Here is a 19586-nt window from a genome sequence, read left to right on the forward strand (position 1 = left end):
CTGCTGTTGACGGTAATCATAGTGGGGTGGACTCGGAAGTTGCATTCAAACTCGTTTGGCGTTATGAGGTGCAACATAGACTAAATAACCAGCTGTCAGTTGATATTCGACGGCTGGTTATTTAAGTTGCCAGGTGTTTGATTACAGATTAGCCCGATTCATCTCATTTACGCATGGATATGTTGAGAAAAAGGAAATGCTCATAGCTAGAAAACTTTATACAATGGAAGAGGAATAAGAATTGTGAAATTCGACTTTTGATGAAGAATTTCATATAATGTGAGCATATTGTGAACAACTTAAATTGAAGATTAATAAAAAAATGAAAATGATTTCCGTCCAGCTATGAATTTCAAAATTTGACGGAGGGAACGAGATGACAATGGAAGAGAGCAGCAGACAGGTACCTTGGCAGGCGTATTACGGACCTAATCTAGGTTATGTGCAGGACCAGTATGAAAAGTATGTAGCGGACCCCGGAACGGTTGACCCGGCTTACCGCGAGCTATTTGATCAATGGGGTGAGCCGCCACAATCCGAATACTCGGCTGCTTCCATGATAGACAACAAATTGCAAGGCCCCCCCACAAGTGCTTTGGGGCATCTTGATTCGAATACATTACAGAAAGCGGTTACAGCGGGTAAAATGGTATGGAATATCCGTGAATACGGACATTTAGCCGCCCAAATCGATCCGCTGGAACTGGATGCAGAGCAGGATACACGCTTGCTTAATCCAGCATCTTACGGTTTAACTGAACAAGACTTGAAGGCTTTTCCAGCCTCTTTAATATGGGATAACGCTCCTGCGGGAACACTTAACGGATGGGAAGCCATTCAACGGTTACGTGTAGCATACACAGGTCCGATTGCCTATGAATTTAGCCATATTCATAACGAGGAGGAACGCAGCTGGCTGAACAGCTATGCAGAATCTGGTTGGTCCTCCAAGCCCCTCACCACACAGGAACGCAAGTCGTTGCTGGGCAGATTGGTAGAAGTAGAACAGTTTGAAGAGTTTTTGCATAAAACATTCGTCGGACAGAAACGTTTTTCCATCGAGGGTAATGATGTGCTTGTCCCTGTTCTCGATGAGATCATTCGTCTAACCACAAATGCAGGAGCAAGTCATGTCCTGATGGGTATGGCGCATCGCGGCCGTTTGAATGTACTGGCACATGTGCTGGGCAAGCCTTACAGTAAAATTTTCTCTGAATTTCATCATTCGCCGAATAAGGATTTGATCCCGTCGGAAGGTTCCACAGGAATTAACTATGGCTGGACTGGCGATGTGAAATATCATCTGGGTGCTGATCGTTTTGTAAAAGATGGGGGAGCGGTGCAGGCCCGTCTGACATTGGCGAATAACCCAAGTCACCTGGAATATGTGAATCCGGTGGTACAAGGATTTTCACGAGCTGCACAGGAAGACCGCAGTGAGGCTGGTTATCCGAAGCTGGATGTGAGCAAGGCAGCTACCATTATTATGCACGGTGATGCTGCTTTCCCAGGTGAAGGTATCGTGGCAGAATCACTTAATTTCACGAATTTGCGCGGCTTCCGAAATGGCGGTTCAGTTCATATTATTGTGAATAATCGTCTGGGCTTTACGACAGAGAGTGTTGATTCCCGTTCGACCCGTTATGCCAGTGATCTCGCTAAAGGTTATGAAATTCCAATTGTGCATGTGAACGCGGATAATCCCGAAGCTTGTATTGCAGCTGCTCGTATGGCTGGCGAATATCGCAATCGTTTCAAGAAGGATTTTCTGATTGATCTGATTGGTTACCGTCGTTATGGTCACAATGAATCCGATGACCCGGAAACAACACAACCGCTGGTATATCGTAAGGTGAAGAATCATCCGACGGTGAGCAAATTGTATACTCAAAAGCTGATGAAGCAGGGGATTGTGGACGAAGCGTTTAGTGCCGGCCTCATTGAAAAGGTGCAAAACAGACTGAAGGAAGCGCATGAGCAGGTGAAGAATCAACCGGAACAAGAGCCGGAGATTACTCCTGTGAAGGCGAAAAAGAATCAGAGTTCTGTGGTACGTACTGCAGTGGAATTGAAAAAACTGCGCCAAATCAATGAAAACTTACTCAAATGGCCACAGTCTTTTCACGTATATCCGAAGCTGGATCGAATTTTACAGCGTAGAAAAACCGCTCTGAACGAGGGTGAAAAGGTAGATTGGAGCTTGGCGGAGACGCTGGCTTTGGCTACCATTCTCGCAGACGGCAAGCCTATTCGTATGACAGGCCAAGATGCGGAGCGAGCTACATTTGCTCACCGTAACCTTGTGCTGCATGAGCCTGAAACAGGCCGTACACATTGCCCGTTGCATACATTGCCGGAAGCACGTGCTTCGTTCAGTATTCATAACAGTCCATTGTCTGAGGCATCTGTCCTTGGCTTTGAATATGGCTATAACGTGTATTCTCCTGAAACGTTAGTGATTTGGGAAGCACAATTCGGCGATTTTGCCAACTGTGCACAGGTTATTTTTGACCAATTTATTTCCGCAGGCCGTGCCAAATGGAGACAGAAATCGAGTCTGGTGATGCTGCTACCGCATGGTAGCGAAGGACAAGGACCAGAGCATACGAGCGCACGTCTGGAGCGTTTTCTCCAGTTGTCCGCACAAAATAACTGGACTGTCGCTAATTTGAGCAGTGCCTCCCAATATTTCCATCTGCTGCGCCGTCAGGCTGCATTAAGCGAAAGTGAGGAAGCCCGCCCGCTGGTGATGATGTCGCCGAAGAGCCTGATTCGTAATAATCGTGTCGCTTCGCCTGCTTCTGAATTTAGCGAAGGAGCATTCCGTCCTGTGTTGGAACAGCCTGGTCTGGGTGCACGTCCGGATCGTGTAGAACGCATTGTACTGTGCAGTGGCAAGATTGCCATTGATCTCGAAGAAGCATTGGAAAAGGATAAGAATGAGGCAGAAGAGCGTCTGCATATTATTCGTGTGGAGCAGTTATACCCTTTCCCGGAAGAGGAAATTCGGAATATTTTCGGTCGCTTCCCGCATGTTAAGGAGTTCGTATGGGCTCAGGAAGAACCTAAAAATATGGGGGCTTGGAGTTACATTGAACCTCGCCTGCGGAATGTTGTGCCACAGGGAGCGGAAATTCGTTACGCAGGCAGACCAGATCGTTCAAGCCCGGCCAGCGGTTATCAGCAAGTACACAGCCTAGAACAACAGCGAATTATTCAATCGGCGTTGAAGCAGGATTCCAAAAACAATATTACACTGGGGAGGTAGCGGCTGTGAGCGATATTATAGTGCCGGCAATGGGAGAATCCATCACGGAGGGAACAATCTCCAAATGGCTTGTGAAGGAAGGGGATTCCGTAGGACAGGGAGATGTTCTGCTGGAGTTGGAAACCGATAAGGTCAATCTGGAAATTAGTGCGGAAGAAGCAGGTGTGGTGCAGAAAATCCTTCGTCAGGAGGGAGATACTGTGGTCATTGGTGAAGCTGTTGGTCTGATCGGAAGCGGCAGTGGTAGTGCGGATTCAACCGGTGCTGGAGAAGTTGCAGCGACTCAAGCGCCTGAAGCACCGTCCGTAGCGACTTCACCGTCTTCCGTAGGAGGCGGCGTTAAAGTAGAAGAAAAGTCTGCACCGCCTATTTCATCGAATAGCGACGGAAATGGCCAGACGGCATCACCATCTGCACGGAAGTTAGCGCGTGAGCGCGGGATTGATCTTGAGCAGGTACAGGGAAAGGACCCGCTCGGACGTGTATTCCAGGAGGACGTAAAAACGCATAACAGCGCTGAAGTATCACGTGCAGCATCTATATCTGCGTCTCCCGCTACTAGCAAGCCTGCGCCTCCGTCTTCAGCTCAAACGGAGTACAGCAAGCCTGTGGAACGCCAGCGCATGTCTCGTCGCAGAGCGACGATCGCTAAGCGTCTTGTTGAAGCACAGCAGACAGCTGCCATGCTGACCACTTTTAATGAAGTGGATATGACCGCCATTCTCGATGTGCGTAAACGCCGTAAAGATAAGTTTAAGGAAAAACATGATGTAGGCTTGGGTTTTATGTCCTTCTTTACAAAGGCAGTGGTTGGTGCTCTCAAGCGCTTCCCTACCGTGAATGCTGAAATTAATGGCGATGATATCGTACTGAAAAAATACTATGATATTGGGATTGCTGTATCTGCCAAGGAAGGTTTGGTTGTGCCAGTTGTACGGGATGCCGATCGTCTTGGCTTTGCTGAGATCGAGAAGAGCATTGCAGATTTGGCTGGCAAAGCACGCTCCAATTCGCTTTCTCTGGCCGACTTGCAAGGAGGAACTTTTACCATAACCAATGGAGGTATTTTCGGTTCCCTGCTGTCTACGCCAATTCTCAATACGCCGCAAGTGGGGATTTTGGGAATGCATAAAATCCAACTTCGCCCGATTGCCATCGACGAGGAACGAATGGAAAATCGTCCGATGATGTATATCGCGTTGTCCTACGATCACCGGATTATTGATGGCAGTGAGGCAGTTCGTTTCCTGGTAACGGTCAAAGAATTGCTGGAAGATCCGGAATCATTGTTACTGGAAGGATAAAATAAATGGGGTAAGTGTATCTCCTCTTTACGTGTATGACAAAAGCAGACTCTTGCGAGTTTGCTTTTTTTCCTGCATAGTTATCACATAAGGCTACAGACATTACTGTCAGTAGATGTAGAGAAGGGCGGGAACTGTTTTGGACAAAGACTTGCGCTATCCGATAGGATCATTCGTTGTTCCAGACACCATTACAGAAGAACAGCTTATCGCATGGATTCACGACATTGCTGAATTGCCTGCACAGCTGCGTCTGGCGGTCGAAGGACTGAATGAGCAGCAGCTAAATACGCCTTATCGTGAAGGGGGCTGGACGATAAGGCAGGTAGTTCATCATGTGGCAGACAGCCATATGAACAGCTATATCCGTTTTAAACTGGCGCTGACGGAGGATACACCGACGATCAAGCCATATGATGAGGGACGTTGGGCCGAAATACCAGACGCCAGGGAACTTCCACTGGAGCCCTCGTTGCAATTGCTAGAAGGACTGCATGAACGGTGGGTGACCGTGTTGCGATCGTTGGGAGAGGATCAGCTACACCGATCGTTTATTCATCCTGAATCGGGCCAGACGATCCGCCTGGAACGAAACATCGGTATCTATGCCTGGCATGGCAAACATCACACAGCTCATATTACTTCCCTGAGAGAACTAAATGCATGGTGATTTTTAAAACTAACCCAAATGGAAAATAAAAAGGAATAAGAAAAGAAACCTTCAATCCCACTTTAATCGTGGTTTTAAAGGTTTCTTTTCTTATTTCCTCACAAGGCTGATGACTTGGACGAGGTTGATTGTTCAGGTTCATCGGAGGCTCCAGACAATGTGGAAACAGAGGTCACCTCTGTATTAACATGACGGTCGAGCCAGTCTACGATGTCACTCATCACCTCGTCGCGGTTTGTTTCATGAAGCATCTCATGGCGACCATCAGGATAGAGGCGATACTCTATGTCCTGAAGCTCTAGGCTTCGATACATTTGCACTAGTGACAACACGCCTTTACCGAACAAACCCACTGGATCACGATCCCCGGCAAAAATATAAACTGGCAGTTTGGGATTGATATGTTTCAGCGAGGAAGGCCAATGGATTTCTTGCAATAGCCTGAAAAAATCCAGAAAAAAGCCTGTCGTGCAAATAGCTCCACATAATGGGTCGTGCACGAACTGATCTACTTCCTCAGGATCACGGGACAGCCAGTCGAACGCTGTGCGCACCGGACGAAAGGCACGATTAAAGCCTCCAAAGACCATAGCGTTGAGCAACATACTGCGATGATCCATTCCTTGCAGTTTGGCTTGCAGTAGAGCAACTTGCTCTCCGAGTTTTAGAAGACCACGTCTTCCGTTGGTTCCCGATAAAATAAACCCATGATACGTCTGCCGATCGTCATACATAATTTTCTGGGTTAAAAAGGACCCCATGCTGTGACCCAGCAAAAAACGAGACTGTTCAGGGAATTCCTTAGCCACAATTTCGCCTAGCTCCAGCATGCCATTTGCCATTCGATTAAACGCATCAGCTCCTGGCATACCCAGCTTATCAGGATCACCAGCCGTGCGCCCGTGACCGATATGATCGTTGGCATACACACCGTAACCGCAAGCAGTAAGCTTTTCGGCCAGTCGGATGTACCGATAGGACGTCTCGCACATACCATGCGAAATTTGAACAATCCCCTTAATGGGCAAATTCTGATCGGGCAGCCAGCGGTAGGCAAAAAGCTCTGTTCCATCATTTTCAGCGATGGTGAAGGTGTATTCCCGCATAATTAGACATCACATCCTTTAAGCCTTAAGGAAGATAAGATCTAAGTACGGTCATTCCGTCATTCAGCGTGTAACCGCTCAGGTTAGCGGGCAACAGGAAGCAATCTCCAGCTTTACAGGAAAGAGACTCGGTATTATTGTTCCATGTTATGGTCCCACTGCCTTCACAAATCACGAGAATGGTGAAGCTGTCTTCCGTTGTAGAAAGTGCCCAACTTCCATCTACGATACCCTTTTCCACAACAAAATACTCACAGGCTGCCAGCTGGAGCCATTTTCCAGGCTGTAAGCCGTCCGTTTTCATCGTTGTTGCGCCTGCACCTGCGTAGGAGGTTACATTGAGGGAATCCTCGATATGCAACTCACGAGGCTTGCCATCCAGTCCGGGGCGATTATAGTCATATAAGCGATAGGTAGTATCCGAATTTTGCTGGATTTCAGCAACGACAACGCCTGCACACAGTGCATGTACGGTTCCAGCGGGGATGAAGAATGTATCGCCTGCTTCGACTGGAACCTGGCGCAAACTGCCGAGGATGTCCCCACTTTCAAGAGCTGTACGCAGACTCTCGCGGGTTACACCTTCGGTCAGACCATAAATAATCTTGGCATCCGGCTTGGCATCAAGCACGTACCACATTTCAGTTTTTCCTAATTCTCCGGCTGGAAGTCCTTTGTAATCATCTGTCGGATGCACCTGAACGGATAAGTCATCATTACAATCCAGTAGTTTGATCAAAAGTGGGAATCGTCCGCCTTTTTCCGATACACCCTTGGCCCCGAGCCAATCTTGCCCGTAGGTCTCGCGAATTTCATCCAGTCCTTTGCCTGCCAGCTCACCATTGATGACCGTTGTTGTTCCGTTTGGATGATCGGCAATCATCCATCCTTCCCCGATATGTCCTTCTGGTGGGGTTAGACCAAATTGCTCTAAGGCCCGTCCTCCCCAAACTCTCTCTTTGAACTCAGGTTGAAATTGCAGCGGGTATGGCTTTAGCATAATTTCTCTCCTCCATAATGAGTAAATGAGTGTGATCTAACAGAATAGGGAAATCAATAACGTGCTGATGGGCAATAAACTGGGATGAATAGCGCCCAAACGAGCTAAAAAAATGATATATGTAAGGCGGCTAAAAAAGCCGCTCATAACCTGAGTTTAAAATCCGACATTATTTCTTCTCAACTGCCACTACGTAAGGTGAAGCGGCTCGTTGTAATTGACGATAAATAATGCTTTGACCGCTGGAGACCGGGAGAGCAGAAGCCCATTGAAGAACGGCATCTGCTTCTTCACTTCCTCCAGCATGCCCTGGATAGAGTACGGCAGTCAGAATGCCGCGTGGTCGCAGCAATTGTAAGGCAGCATCCAGTGCGACGAGCGTACTATGCGTATGCGTGATGACCGTAGGATCGGCGCCTTCGGATGGCAAGTAGCCGAGGTTAAACATGACCGCAGCGACTTTGCCATGCAGCATGTCCGGAACGGCCTCCCGCATTTGCTCATGACCTTGTAGTAGTAGCGATACTTCTGCTAATGAAGGTGAAGCGTTTTCTTCCAGTCGACGACGGGCGCAATGCAGTGCTTCTTGCTGGATGTCAAAGCCATAGACACGGCCCCGTTTGCCAGCAGCTTTTGCCAGAAATAACGTATCTGCTCCTGTACCGACGGTAGCGTCTATAGCAGTATCGCCTGGCTGCACCCGCGTAGCCACCAATTGATGAGCGTAGCTCAGGACGGATAGGAATCCCATTTAAGGTTGCCTCCAGTATTTTCCCTGCCACGTTTCGCGTGACTTCAGTTCATGATCAATGGCATTGAGCACTTCCCATTTTTTGAGCGACCACATGGGTCCCACTAGCAAATCGCGTGGGGCATCTCCGGTTAACCGATGAACAATCATTTCGGGAGGTAAAAACTCCAGCGTATCAACAATCAGCTTCACGTATTCGTCCTTTTCCAGAAAGCGTAGCAATCCCGCTTCATACTGCTTGACCATAGGCGTTTTGCGCATGAGATGCAGCAGGTGGATTTTGATACCCTGCACATCCATAGCCGCTACTGCACGTCCCGTATCAAGCATCATTTCATGCGTCTCTTGGGGCAGACCATAAATAATATGGGCGCACACGCGGATATTCCGCTTGCGCAACTTTTCCACCGCCTCCAGATAGCATTGAGTATCATGAGCGCGGTTAATCAGCTCTGAGGTCGATTCATGGACGGTTTGCAGACCCATTTCGACCCACAGGTACGTGCGTTCGTTTAGCTCGGCAAGGTAATCCACTACATCGTCAGGCAGGCAATCAGGACGTGTAGCGATGGACAGACCGACAACGCCGGGCTGCTCCAGAATTACCTCAAAGTATTCTCGCAGTTCCTCAACCGGGGCATACGTATTCGTGTAGGCTTGGAAATAGCCAATATATTTGGCGTTTGGCCATTTTAGATGCTGTCGATCCCGAATCGTATTAAACTGGGTGACCAGATCATCACGACGACGCCCGGCAAAATCACCCGATCCGCGTGCGCTACAAAAGGTGCAGCCCCCTTTAGCGATGGAGCCATCGCGATTCGGACAGGTAAAACCCGCATCTAGCATGACTTTGAACACTTTATTTTGAAATTGCTCACGCATTTCGTAATTCCAAGTGTGGAACCGTTTATCTCCCCACAGGAGAGGAGCAGGCAATAAATCTGTTTTCATGGGTGTACTCCTTTTTTTACGATCACCCTATTGTAACAAAAATTAGTCTTCATTGGGAATCATTTGACCGAACAAGTCAATAAAATGTGCGGATTTCATGGCGTTTCGGATTGAAAAAGGTTACACAATATGTTATATTGTAAGCGGTACCAGACATACAATAAAAGGACTGTTTTCGATCCTGAAGATAAAAGTTATCCGTTGCTAATGATTATTCTTCAGGGAGGCAGCTGTGCTGTTTCTATCGCCTGTTTTAGGGTAAGTGCACGTCGGTTCCATCACAAATAACCCGTGAGGTGATCTTTTATGAATGCGCAGGATAAGACGCGTATGGATAAAGTTACTGTTGAGTTAACCTTTGATGAGGCGTTGGCATTGACTGGTGTCCGTTTTGGGCAGGATCGTCAGATTGGAACGACCGCACGTCAAAAAATCAGAGCGGCTTGCCAAAAGACAATTGATTTTTCACCTGCTGATGGGGTAGACTATGAACAATTAAATTAGTTGGACCCCAATCCAAATATATTGAAAAAGGAATTTCATTTCCGTATCTTCAAGCGGGGGTGAAATTCCTTTTTCCTTGATAACAGAGTATATGGAGGAGTAACATGCGTTTACGCGGAAGAAAAGGAATACGGGAAAGTCTGGAAGAACAGCAGGACCTAGTCATCTTGGAGCCGGCACAGTATAAGGGGAAATGGCAACAGCTTTTTGGTAATGATCGTCCCATTCATGTAGAGTTCGGTATGGGTAAAGGGCAATTTATAAGCCAAATGAGCTTCCGGAATCCGGAGGTTAACTATATTGGCTTTGATATGTATGATGAGCTGGTTCGCCGTGCAACAGAAAAGTCCCGTCTGGCCTGGAGTAATTCAGAGGTTGATACGCCGCCTAATATTAAATTGGCACTGGCAAACATTGAACAGATCGAGAATGTTTTTGAACCAGGAGAAATTGAACGCATTTATCTAAATTTTAGTGATCCTTGGCCTAAAGCCAAGCATGCACGTCGTCGTTTGACGCATCCGCGTTTTTTGGACAAGTACCGTCAGCTTTTGAACAGCAAAGGACAAATTCATTTTAAGACTGATTCGGAGACACTATTTGAGTTTTCTTTGAATTCGTTTGCCGATAGCGGTTTACAAAAGACGAATATTTCGTTAAACCTTCATCGTGAGGGGATCAACGAGGAGCATGTCATGACGGAATATGAACAAAAGTTCATGGGCAAGGGTATGAATATTCATCGAGTCGAAGTGCTGATCGGCCAAGATGCTTTGGAAGAGTACGGAAAAACACGCCTTGAAAAGTACGGGAAATAAAAAAAAGATCAAATGGATAAAATAAGACAGGGTGCTTCCTTTTAGGAAAGCACCCTGTTCGGTTCCAGTATATCCAAAATACTCTGTGCGCTCTGAAGAGGATAATATCGCGCTACATTGTGGACGTGCTCCTGTCGTTTACGGACGATTTCTGGAAAATCGTGTAGCAGTCGGTTCATCCATTTCACGACAACATCCAGCGAAGTAATCGGTTCTCCGTAGCCTTGAGCCGTAAAGTATTGACAATTTTCCTCCTCCTGTCCAGGGAGAGGTTTGTGAAACAGCATCGGAATCCCTTTAGCCAATCCCTCGGTGCATGTCATTCCGCCGGGTTTGGTGATGAGCAGATTCGATACCTCCATTAATTTGTCGATTTCCCGTGTAAATCCGAAGATATGAATATTTGGATGATTAAACCTGGGATCTAATTGCATTTTACGACGAATTTTATCATTATGCCCCAAACAAAAAATAAATTGAATGTTCTCTCTCCACTGAGTAAGCGAACGATGTATAACTTCGTCATTCATAAGGCCCCAGCCGCCACCCATAACGAGTACGGTCGGGATGGGTTTAAGTCCAAATTGTTCTCTAATTTCATCGTGCCCAGGATGTTCCCAAAAATTTGGATGAACGGGAATACCGGTCACCTGGATTTTCGAGACGGGTACTCCGCGTGCTCGCAGCTTACGCATGACTTCAGGCGTAGATACAAAGTACCGGTCAACCTCGGGACTAATCCATGTTCCATGTGCATCGTAGTCTGTAATAACAGTACAAAGCGGAACATGTAAACCTAAGCGCTTCAAACGTGAAATTACCGCGCTTGGGATGGGATGAGTACATACCACCAAATCGGGACGAAGCTGCCGGAGAATGTTTCGGGTCTGCGTGTAGAACAGACGGTGCAAAGCGAGCGTTGTAAGACGGTTTAATGATTTTTTGTACTGATGACGGTAAACCAATCCGACTAGGCGAGGCTGCGATACGACAGTCTTCTTGTATGCTGTAATAATAAGGGGGGCCATTCTTGGATTCAAAAAACTCCCCAGCTCCAGCACTCTTGTCTGCACATTCGGAGAAAGCTTCCGCAAACTGCTTGAGAGCGCGTAGGCAGCTTGAGTATGTCCGGCACCGAAACCTTCCGATAATAATAACACTCGTTTTTTAGCCACTCTCATTTCACCTGTTCCTGCTGGGATGTTCTCAATCATACCATATCGGCTTTAAGGCCAGAATGCAACCGTTCCTATTGCTGCAGACGTTCCGATCACCGCTCCTGCAAGTACATCCGTTGGGTAGTGGAGACCTAGATAAATCCGAGAAAAACCTACAATTGTCGCTACAGGCAACAGCAGCAGTGTTAGCATCGGTGACTGTAGCATAAAAGGCACGGTAGCTGAAAAAATAGCGGTCGTGTGCCCTGAGGGAAAAGAATGGTCCGACAAGGGGTTGCGGAATGTATTTGTACCTGGTAGCGCTAAATACGGGCGAATCCGCGGGTACAGCCTTTTAACGATAGCTACGGGGATGTGACTGACCCCAAGAGCGATGGCTCCCTTCATACCGGAATCTTTCCACGGGTTCGGAGCGAGCCACCAAATAAGGAGTGTGGAGGCTATAGTAAAGGTAGCCCCGCCTAAATGTGTGAGATAATAAAGCCAGAAGTTCAAAAAACGGTTGTGTAAGCGTCCGTTGATCCATTTGAACAACTGCTGCTCCAGACTTACAAGTTTTACGACTAGACGTTGCATTTGGTTTCCTCCGGTTGCCGGTTCAGGTCAGTCGGCAAATATTTTGAGTCATTTTGACATAATCAGACCATAAGTAATTATTCTCTTGCTCTCATCATATTTTTAAACGCTGTTCATTTCAAGAATCACTAAAGATTCATAACTTACTTGGTTCAATTCTACACAAAAATGTTAATGGAATATAAGCTGTATTGTATAACTTTCTTTGCGTTCAACCGTCTAATAAGATAGAGTGTTTAGAAGTGGTTGCTAATTGGCCCACAAAAAGGAGGGACCAAAGAAATAAAAAGTTAGCAAATGGATGAAAATAAGACCTAAACGTCATGAATGAGAAGTCCAGCGCTGCATTCCCGGTTTAAACGGGAGTTTGTTGTGTTTTTTTGCTGCTGAGACCGGTTTAAGGGCTTTGACAAAAGATTGAAAACCAACGAAAATCGTAATGGCGTTCCTGTGTCAGCCAAAAGGGGGCTGCGCACAGCCAATGAAGAAAGCAAGGGTCGGGTCAAAAACTACAGAAAAGGCGCGAAAAGCGCCGCAACTTGCGCTACACAGATAGAAAACAAACAAACGCAAGATTTTAAGGGGTATAAAAAGGGGGTAACAAGAGATCATGTTAGACGCTATTTTTGTGACGCTCCAGGTCATACTGGCGGTGATCGCAGTCTATCAGTTTGCATTCTCCTTGTTCGGATTGGTTCGGAAGAAAAGGAAAGAGCACGCGGCTCCAGAAAAGTCATTTGCCATTTTAGTCGCTGCCCACAATGAAGAACAGGTTGTCGGAGCGTTGATGGAAAATTTGAAGCAACTTGATTATCCGAAGGAACTTTACGATGTGTTCGTAATCTGTGATAACTGCACAGATAAGACTGCGGACATCGTTCGCGCTCACGGCATGAATGCTTGTGAACGTACGAATCCGAATCTGCGTGGTAAAGGCTACGCTATTGAGTGGATGCTCAAGGAATTATGGGCTATGCCACGCCAATATGATGCCATTGTCATGTTTGATGCTGACAATTTGGCGCATACCAATTTTTTGAGTGAAATGAACAATGATCTGTGTACAGGTGCCCGTGTTATCCAGGGGTACATTGATACTAAGAATCCTGAGGATTCTTGGATTACAGCGGCATACGGGGTATCTTATTGGTACATCAACCGTTTGTGGCAGCTGTCACGTCACAATCTGAACATGGCTAATTTCCTCGGTGGTACAGGCATGTGCTTTGAAACAAATCTGCTTAAGGAAATGGGCTGGGGTGCGACAAGTCTCGTAGAGGATTTGGAATTCACCATGCGCTGCACGCAGTGCAACGTATATCCAAGATTTAATTACGATGCCAAGGTATATGATGAAAAGCCGTTGACGTTCAAAGCCTCGTCCAGACAGCGTCTGCGCTGGATGCAAGGTCATTTCACGGTCGCTCGTCGTTATTTCTTCCCGTTGCTGTGGCAAAGTATCAAGCATAGAAGCCTGATTAAATTCGATATGGCTCTTTATGGTCTGAACGTGTATATCGTACTGCTCACCTTCTTGATGACAGTAGCTATGTGGATAGATATCGCCTTCTTTGGTGGACCTAATATCGAGAACATCTATGTACAGTTACCAGCTTGGACCGGTGTTATAGCTATTGGTCTGAATGTTGCTACTTTTGTGCTCGCAATGATTTTGGAAAAGGTCACATTCAAAAAAGTATATCTGTACTTATTGCTGTTCCCGGTCTATGCGATATCGTGGTATCCAATTACGGTCTATGCGTTCTTCACACAAAACAACAAGCAATGGAGCCATACCCAGCATACGCGTGTCGTTCGCCTAGAAGAGGTTCAGAGCAAGCAAGGGTAATTAGACGGTGGAATAGGACTAGAGATCGGTGTCATCAATTTTTATTAAAGTGTTGACACCTCGATTGCACCGTGATAAGATATTTGAGTATGTTAATTGAAAAGTATGGATTAACAAGTAGAAGGTCCGACTTCTCACCTGCCCGGTATTGCCGGCTGGTCATGATCCAATGATTTGTGAATTGAACTTTCATGATGAATTGAGTATCAGACAGGGATGTCGGCTGTGTAGTCGTCATCCCTTTTTTGTGCTTAAACACAATACAACAATAACAGGTTCTGGAGGTGGAGGGTTATTAGTAAGGAACATATGATCAATGATGAGATTCGAGTGAGAGAAGTACGTCTAGTTGGTGCGAACGGTGAGCAAATCGGGATTAAACCGACGCGTGAAGCTTTGCAAATGGCGATTGACGCAAACTTGGATCTCGTGAACGTGGCGCCTCAAGCGAAGCCGCCCGTGTGTCGGATTATGGATTACGGAAAATTCCGCTATGAGCAACAGAAGAAAGAAAAGGAAGCCCGTAAAAACCAGAAGATCGTTGACATCAAAGAGGTATGGTTCCGTTCCAACATCGAGGAACATGACTACCAAACCAAGTTTCGCAATGTGGTGAAGTTCCTGAATGAAGGGGACAAGGTGAAATGCTCCGTTCGTTTCCGCGGTCGTGAAATTACTCATGCTAACGTGGGTCAAAAAATTCTCGAACGTGTGAAATTGGAAGTTGCTGATCTTTGTACCGTGGAGCGCCAACCCAAGCTCGAAGGACGCAGCATGATTATGATATTGGCTCCAAAGAGTCAATGACAAATTAAGGAGGAAGTTCAATGCCTAAAATGAAAACACATAGCAGCCTTAAAGGCCGCTTCAAAATTACCGGTACTGGTAAAGTAATGCGTTACAAAGCTTACAAAAACCACTTGCTTTCCCACAAATCCAAACGTGCAAAACGCGTTCTGGGTACTAACCCTGAGATGGCACCTGGGGACGTTAAGCGTCTGAAACAAGGTCTTGCTAACCTGAAATAGCACAGCACGGCAATGAATGAAGTATAAACATTATTTGGGAGGTCATTTGATATGGCAAGAGTAAAGGGCGGATTCGTCGTTCGTCGTCGTCATAAAAAAGTATTGAAGCTTGCTAAAGGTTATTTTGGTTCCAAACACCGCATTTTTAAAACAGCTAACGAGCAGGTAATGAAATCGCTTGTTTACGCATACCGTGACCGTCGTCAGACGAAACGTAACTTCCGCAGACTGTGGATCGTGCGTATCAACGCAGCAGCTCGTTTGAACGGTTTGTCTTACAGCAAATTGATGCACGGCCTGAAATTGGCTGGTGTGGACATTAACCGCAAAATCTTGGCTGATCTTGCAGTCAATGATATTAATGCATTCAACTCTTTGGCAACTGTTGCTAAAGGCAAAATCAACGCTTAATTATTCATAATGAAGGCGTGGAAACCACGAAAGTGGTAAAGAGGTATCCCAAGCAGTACGCTGTGTAGGGATGCCTTTTTTTGTACATACTCAATGGTACGGAAAAGACTTTGTTTTCTCCAAAATACGAATAAATATGACGTAGGATGGAAGAATGTATGTTTTTTTTAAGATTGTAGCGCTTACATTGTTGAGGTTTTAAAAAAAATTGACCCAAGGTTATTAATTGTCTAGATTTTAGCCGATCATAATTGTATAATCTCTAAAGTAAGTCTTCTGTACGATCTGTCTCGTCAGTAAATGACATGCATGAGCATGTACATGTTCAAAGAAAAGAGACAGTCCAGGGATCTAACACTAAGGGGGAACAGTATCAGCATGAAGAAAATGTTCAGTATGTCTTTGGTTATGCTGCTGGCGATCTCGGTCATTCTCGCAGGCTGCGGTAACAAAAATCAAGGTGCGTCCAACGCAAATGGTGGAGACACAGGTGGTTCTGCCAAAACATCGAATGTCCAAATCGGCATGGTTACAGATGTGGGTGGAGTAAACGACAAATCGTTTAACCAATCTGCTTGGGAGGCACTACAAGCCACTGAGAAAGAATCAGGCGTTAAAGTTAAATACCTGCAAAGTAAATCTGATCAAGATTATATTCCTAACCTGAACCAATTTGTTAAGGGTGATTTTAACCTGACTTGGGGAATCGGTTTTAATCTGGCGAATGCGATTGGACAAGTAGCGAAAGACAACCCGAGCAAGAATTTGGCGATCATTGACAGTGTCGTGGATGCGCCTAACGTAAAATCGGTTGTTTTTGCTGAAAATGAAGGTTCCTTCTTGGTGGGGGTTGTAGCTGGTAAGCTTACCAAAACAAACAAAATTGGTTTTGTGGGTGGACAAGATAGCCCGTTGATCAAACGTTTTGAAAAAGGATTCGAAGCAGGAATTAAAGCTGTAAATCCAAATGCAAAATTGGAAGTTAACTACACAGGTGCATTTGATAAGCCGGATCTGGGTAAAGCAGCGGCTGCGACGATCTATAACAGCGGTGCAGATATTATTTTCCATGCAGCTGGCGGATCTGGTACAGGTGTATTTAACGAAGCACTCGCACGTAAGCAACAAGGTCAGCAAGTATGGGTTATTGGTGTGGATAAAGACCAATCGCTTGAATTTGGTGACGACGTAACATTGACTTCGATGGTAAAACGTGTAGATGAAGCTGTAAAACGCGTATCTAAAGAAGTAATTGACGGTAAATTTAAGGGCGGTGTCGAAACACTGGCTCTGAAGGATAATGGCATTGGTTTGGCAGACACATCAACGAAAAACGTACCTAAAGACGTGCTTGATATTGTAGAACAATACAAGCAAAAAATTATTAAGGGCGAAATTACAGTTCCTTCGAAATAAGTTTTGGATTGAAGAATATAGAGGTGGCGACAAGGCTGGTTCATAAGACTAGCCTTGTTCTTACGTCTGGAGTTATATGGATTATAACGGGCAAAATCAGCTCATTGGAGCACATACTATAAAGTGTATAAGGGTGATCTCATGGATGCAGCGACCCCCGTCGTTGAGTTAAAGCAAATTACAAAACGATTCCCCGGCATCGTTGCCAACGACTCCATCAGCATCAAGCTGCATAAGGGAGAAATTCATGCCCTTTTGGGTGAGAATGGCGCGGGTAAATCTACGCTTATGAATATTCTTTTCGGACTGTATCAGCCGGATGAAGGGACCATTGAAATCGGAGGTAAACCTGTACAGATTGATAGTCCAAATAAGGCGATTGATCTGGGGATTGGCATGGTGCATCAGCATTTTAAACTCGTACAGCCGTTTACCGTTACCGAAAATATTGTCCTGGGCTCGGAGCCACGTAAGGGTCTGAAAATCAATTATAAAAAGGCTGCCGCAGAAGTACAGCGGTTGTCTGAGCAGTACGGCCTTCAGGTGAATCCGAATGCCAAAATTGAGGATATATCTGTGGGTATGCAGCAACGTGTAGAAATTATTAAAACGCTTTATCGCGGTGCAGATATTCTGATTTTCGATGAGCCTACAGCTGTACTGACACCACAGGAGATCACTGAGTTGCTGGATATTATGAAACGTTTGGTGGCTGAAGGCAAATCAATTATTCTTATTACTCATAAACTTAAAGAAATCATGCAAATTGCGGATACCGTTACGATCATTCGCCGAGGTCAGGTTATTGATACGGTCAAGACGTCTGAAACAACACCAAATGAGCTGGCTGAGAAAATGGTGGGCCGTCGTGTGTCCTTTAAAGTGGACAAGCAGCTTGCGCAACCAGGACAAACGGTATTGGAAATGAACAATGTAATTTCTAAAAACAAGGATGGTATTCATGTTCTAAATGAGTTGAACCTGCAGGTCAAGGCGGGCGAGATTTTGGGGATTGCCGGAGTAGATGGTAATGGACAGAGTGAGCTGATCGAAGCTTTGACAGGCTTACGCAAGGTGGATGGCGGGAGCATTCGTTTGCTCGGACAAGAGGTGGCCAATCAGTCACCACGCAAAATTTCAGAGGCAGGCGTTTCACATATACCAGAGGACCGTCATAAGCATGGGTTGGTGCTGGATTTTTCTATGAGTGAAAATATGGTGCTGGAGACGTATTACCAGGCGCCTTACAGTAAAAATGGCTTCTTGAACAAAGATGCTATAGAGAAACAGGCTAAAAGTCTCATCGAAAAGTTTGATGTTAGAACACCGGATATTCACACGAAGGCAAGAGCATTATCTGGTGGGAACCAGCAGAAGGCTATCATTGCACGTGAAATTGATAAAAATCCGGACCTTCTCATTGCAGCACAGCCTACACGCGGTCTGGATGTTGGAGCTATTGAATTTGTCCAGAAACAACTGATTGCGCAGAGGGACCAAGGTAAAGCTGTGTTGCTCATATCTTTTGAACTGGACGAGATTATGAATGTATCCGACCGAATTGCTGTCATATATGAGGGCAAGATTGTCGGGGAAGTGCTGCCAGAAGAAACGAATGACCAGGAACTGGGGCTGATGATGGCAGGAAGTGCAGTGAAGAAAGGAGTAGAGAATGGCTAATCTATTGAAAATATTCACAAAAGACTCCTTTGTACTGGCGCTGGTCTCTATTATTTTGGGTCTCCTTCTGGGTGCTATCGTGATGCTGATTGGCGGGTATGACCCTATTGTGGCCTATTCTGCTTTGTTTAGCCGTGTATACGGAGATTCTTATAACTTTGGAGAGGCTATCCGCGAGATGACTCCGCTGATTTTGACGGGGTTGGCATTTGCTTTTGCGGCCCGCGCCGGATTGTTTAATATTGGTGGCGAAGGTCAGTTTCTGGTAGGTATGACAGCTGCTTCGATTGTGGGCATTAAACTCCATGGGTTGCCAGCTATCATTCATGCACCTTTGGCTGTGATTGCAGGCGCAGTTTTCGGAGGCCTGTGGGCTGCGATTGCTGGCTATTTGAAGGCCAAACGAGGCGTGAATGAAGTTATTACATGTATTATGATGAACTGGATCGGCCTGTATTTGGCTAATTTGGTGATCAATCAGTTCGCACTTATGGAAGGTGAGAATCGTTCTGTGGATATTCAGCCTTCTGCTTCAATTTCCATCGAATGGCTGTCCCAGATGATGGGGAATGCTCGGGTACATTGGGGTACGGTTATTGCTGTGCTGGCAGCAGTCTTTTTCTACATTTTTATGTGGAAAACAAAGCAGGGCTATGAGCTGCGGGCTGTCGGATTTAATCAGGATGCATCCCGTTATGCAGGTATGAATGTAAATCGTAATATTATAAAAGCGATGTTCATTAGTGGAGTTTTTGCCGGATTAGCAGGGGCCTTTGAAGTGCTGGGAGTATTCCATTACCAATCTGTCATGGCAGGATCACCAGGAACCGGTTTTGACGGTATCGCCGTAGCTCTGATTGGGATGAATAACCCATTTGGTGTGCTGCTCGGTTCTGTTTTGTTCGGAACGCTTACGTATGGTTCTGCGGGGATGAGCTTTAGCGCAGATGTACCGCCCGAAATTATCCGGGTTGTCATTGGCTCGATTATTTTCTTCATTGCGGCCCAAGGTATTGTACGTTGGGTTGTGAAGCCGCTCTACTCCAAGCGGAAGAAAGAGAAGGTGTTGTAAA

18 protein-coding genes are annotated in these 19586 nt (G+C 46.0%); 12 read left to right on the top strand and 6 right to left on the bottom strand.

The features are described from left to right. Positions 1–376 precede the first annotated feature (376 nt). The 3 genes from G9G53_RS02140 (at position 377) to G9G53_RS02150 (ending at position 5242) form a co-directional block, all read left to right on the top strand. On the top strand, positions 377–3268 hold the full coding sequence (locus tag G9G53_RS02140) for a 2-oxoglutarate dehydrogenase E1 component (protein ID WP_165145026.1): 2892 nt from the start codon (positions 377–379) through the stop codon (positions 3266–3268). A gap of 5 nt (positions 3269–3273) precedes the next feature. Further along, positions 3274–4572 carry a 2-oxoglutarate dehydrogenase complex dihydrolipoyllysine-residue succinyltransferase gene (odhB, locus tag G9G53_RS02145; protein ID WP_165145028.1) on the top strand — a complete coding sequence of 433 codons (1299 nt, stop codon included), beginning with the start codon at positions 3274–3276 and terminating at the stop codon, positions 4570–4572. A 139-nt stretch (positions 4573–4711) separates the two neighbouring features. Then, on the top strand, positions 4712–5242 hold the full coding sequence (locus G9G53_RS02150) for a YfiT family bacillithiol transferase (RefSeq protein ID WP_165145030.1): 531 nt from the start codon (positions 4712–4714) through the stop codon (positions 5240–5242). A 98-nt stretch (positions 5243–5340) separates the two neighbouring features. Here the strand turns inward: G9G53_RS02150 and G9G53_RS02155 are convergent, their stop codons facing one another. The 4 genes from G9G53_RS02155 to G9G53_RS02170 form a co-directional block, all read right to left on the bottom strand. After that, positions 5341–6348, bottom strand: coding sequence for an alpha/beta fold hydrolase (locus tag G9G53_RS02155; protein ID WP_165145032.1), 1008 nt, complete (start codon positions 6346–6348; stop codon positions 5341–5343). A 25-nt stretch (positions 6349–6373) separates the two neighbouring features. Continuing rightward, a complete protein-coding gene (locus G9G53_RS02160) occupies positions 6374–7348 on the bottom strand; it encodes a type I phosphomannose isomerase catalytic subunit (protein ID WP_029516464.1) in 975 nt (324 codons plus the stop codon). Between the two features lie 169 nt (positions 7349–7517). Beyond that, a complete protein-coding gene (locus tag G9G53_RS02165; RefSeq protein WP_029516465.1) occupies positions 7518–8099 on the bottom strand; it encodes a class I SAM-dependent methyltransferase in 582 nt (193 codons plus the stop codon). Continuing rightward, positions 8100–9053: a TIGR01212 family radical SAM protein gene (locus G9G53_RS02170; protein WP_029516466.1), complete on the bottom strand. Its 954-nt coding sequence runs from the start codon at positions 9051–9053 to the stop codon at positions 8100–8102. Positions 9054–9359: 306 nt separating this feature from the next. Here G9G53_RS02170 and G9G53_RS02175 point away from each other — a divergent pair, with 306 nt between their 5' ends. Next, entirely contained in the window at positions 9360–9557 is a 198-nt protein-coding gene (locus G9G53_RS02175; protein WP_013309373.1) for a hypothetical protein, read from the top strand. Between the two features lie 104 nt (positions 9558–9661). After that, the gene (trmB, locus tag G9G53_RS02180) at positions 9662–10375 is read left to right on the top strand and encodes a tRNA (guanosine(46)-N7)-methyltransferase TrmB (protein ID WP_165145035.1); all 714 of its coding nucleotides are present in this window, start codon (positions 9662–9664) and stop codon (positions 10373–10375) included. 41 nt (positions 10376–10416) lie between these two features. Here trmB and G9G53_RS02185 read toward each other — a convergent pair whose 3' ends face one another. Both G9G53_RS02185 and G9G53_RS02190 read right to left on the bottom strand, forming a co-directional pair. Beyond that, positions 10417–11550, bottom strand: a complete 1134-nt coding sequence (locus tag G9G53_RS02185) for an MGDG synthase family glycosyltransferase (protein WP_029516468.1) — start codon at positions 11548–11550, stop codon at positions 10417–10419. A 51-nt stretch (positions 11551–11601) separates the two neighbouring features. Further along, complete coding sequence (locus G9G53_RS02190; RefSeq protein ID WP_165145038.1) at positions 11602–12129, bottom strand: phosphatase PAP2 family protein; 528 nt, start codon at positions 12127–12129, stop codon at positions 11602–11604. Positions 12130–12739: 610 nt separating this feature from the next. Here G9G53_RS02190 and G9G53_RS02195 point away from each other — a divergent pair. The 7 genes from G9G53_RS02195 (at position 12740) to G9G53_RS02225 (ending at position 19585) form a co-directional block, all read left to right on the top strand. Further along, positions 12740–13978 (top strand): glycosyltransferase family 2 protein, encoded by a 1239-nt coding sequence (locus tag G9G53_RS02195; RefSeq protein WP_029516470.1) that lies wholly within the window; start codon positions 12740–12742, stop codon positions 13976–13978. A gap of 309 nt (positions 13979–14287) precedes the next feature. After that, positions 14288–14785, top strand: a complete 498-nt coding sequence (infC, locus tag G9G53_RS02200; RefSeq protein WP_010349250.1) for a translation initiation factor IF-3 — start codon at positions 14288–14290, stop codon at positions 14783–14785. Positions 14786–14805: 20 nt separating this feature from the next. Next, a complete protein-coding gene (rpmI, locus tag G9G53_RS02205) occupies positions 14806–15006 on the top strand; it encodes a 50S ribosomal protein L35 (RefSeq protein ID WP_013309379.1) in 201 nt (66 codons plus the stop codon). A gap of 51 nt (positions 15007–15057) precedes the next feature. Next, on the top strand, positions 15058–15417 hold the full coding sequence (gene rplT / locus G9G53_RS02210) for a 50S ribosomal protein L20 (RefSeq protein ID WP_007429517.1): 360 nt from the start codon (positions 15058–15060) through the stop codon (positions 15415–15417). Positions 15418–15795: 378 nt separating this feature from the next. After that, positions 15796–16833, top strand: coding sequence for a BMP family lipoprotein (locus tag G9G53_RS02215; protein ID WP_165145041.1), 1038 nt, complete (start codon positions 15796–15798; stop codon positions 16831–16833). Positions 16834–16974: 141 nt separating this feature from the next. Next, positions 16975–18513, top strand: coding sequence for an ABC transporter ATP-binding protein (locus G9G53_RS02220; protein ID WP_029516472.1), 1539 nt, complete (start codon positions 16975–16977; stop codon positions 18511–18513). Then, positions 18506–19585: an ABC transporter permease gene (locus G9G53_RS02225; protein ID WP_069012850.1), complete on the top strand. Its 1080-nt coding sequence runs from the start codon at positions 18506–18508 to the stop codon at positions 19583–19585. Before G9G53_RS02220 ends, G9G53_RS02225 begins: the two co-directional genes overlap by 8 nt. Position 19586: the final 1 nt, after the last annotated feature.

It is taken from the genome of Paenibacillus sp. EKM206P (assembly GCF_011066155.1).
GTDB lineage: Bacteria > Bacillota > Bacilli > Paenibacillales > Paenibacillaceae > Paenibacillus > Paenibacillus polymyxa_D.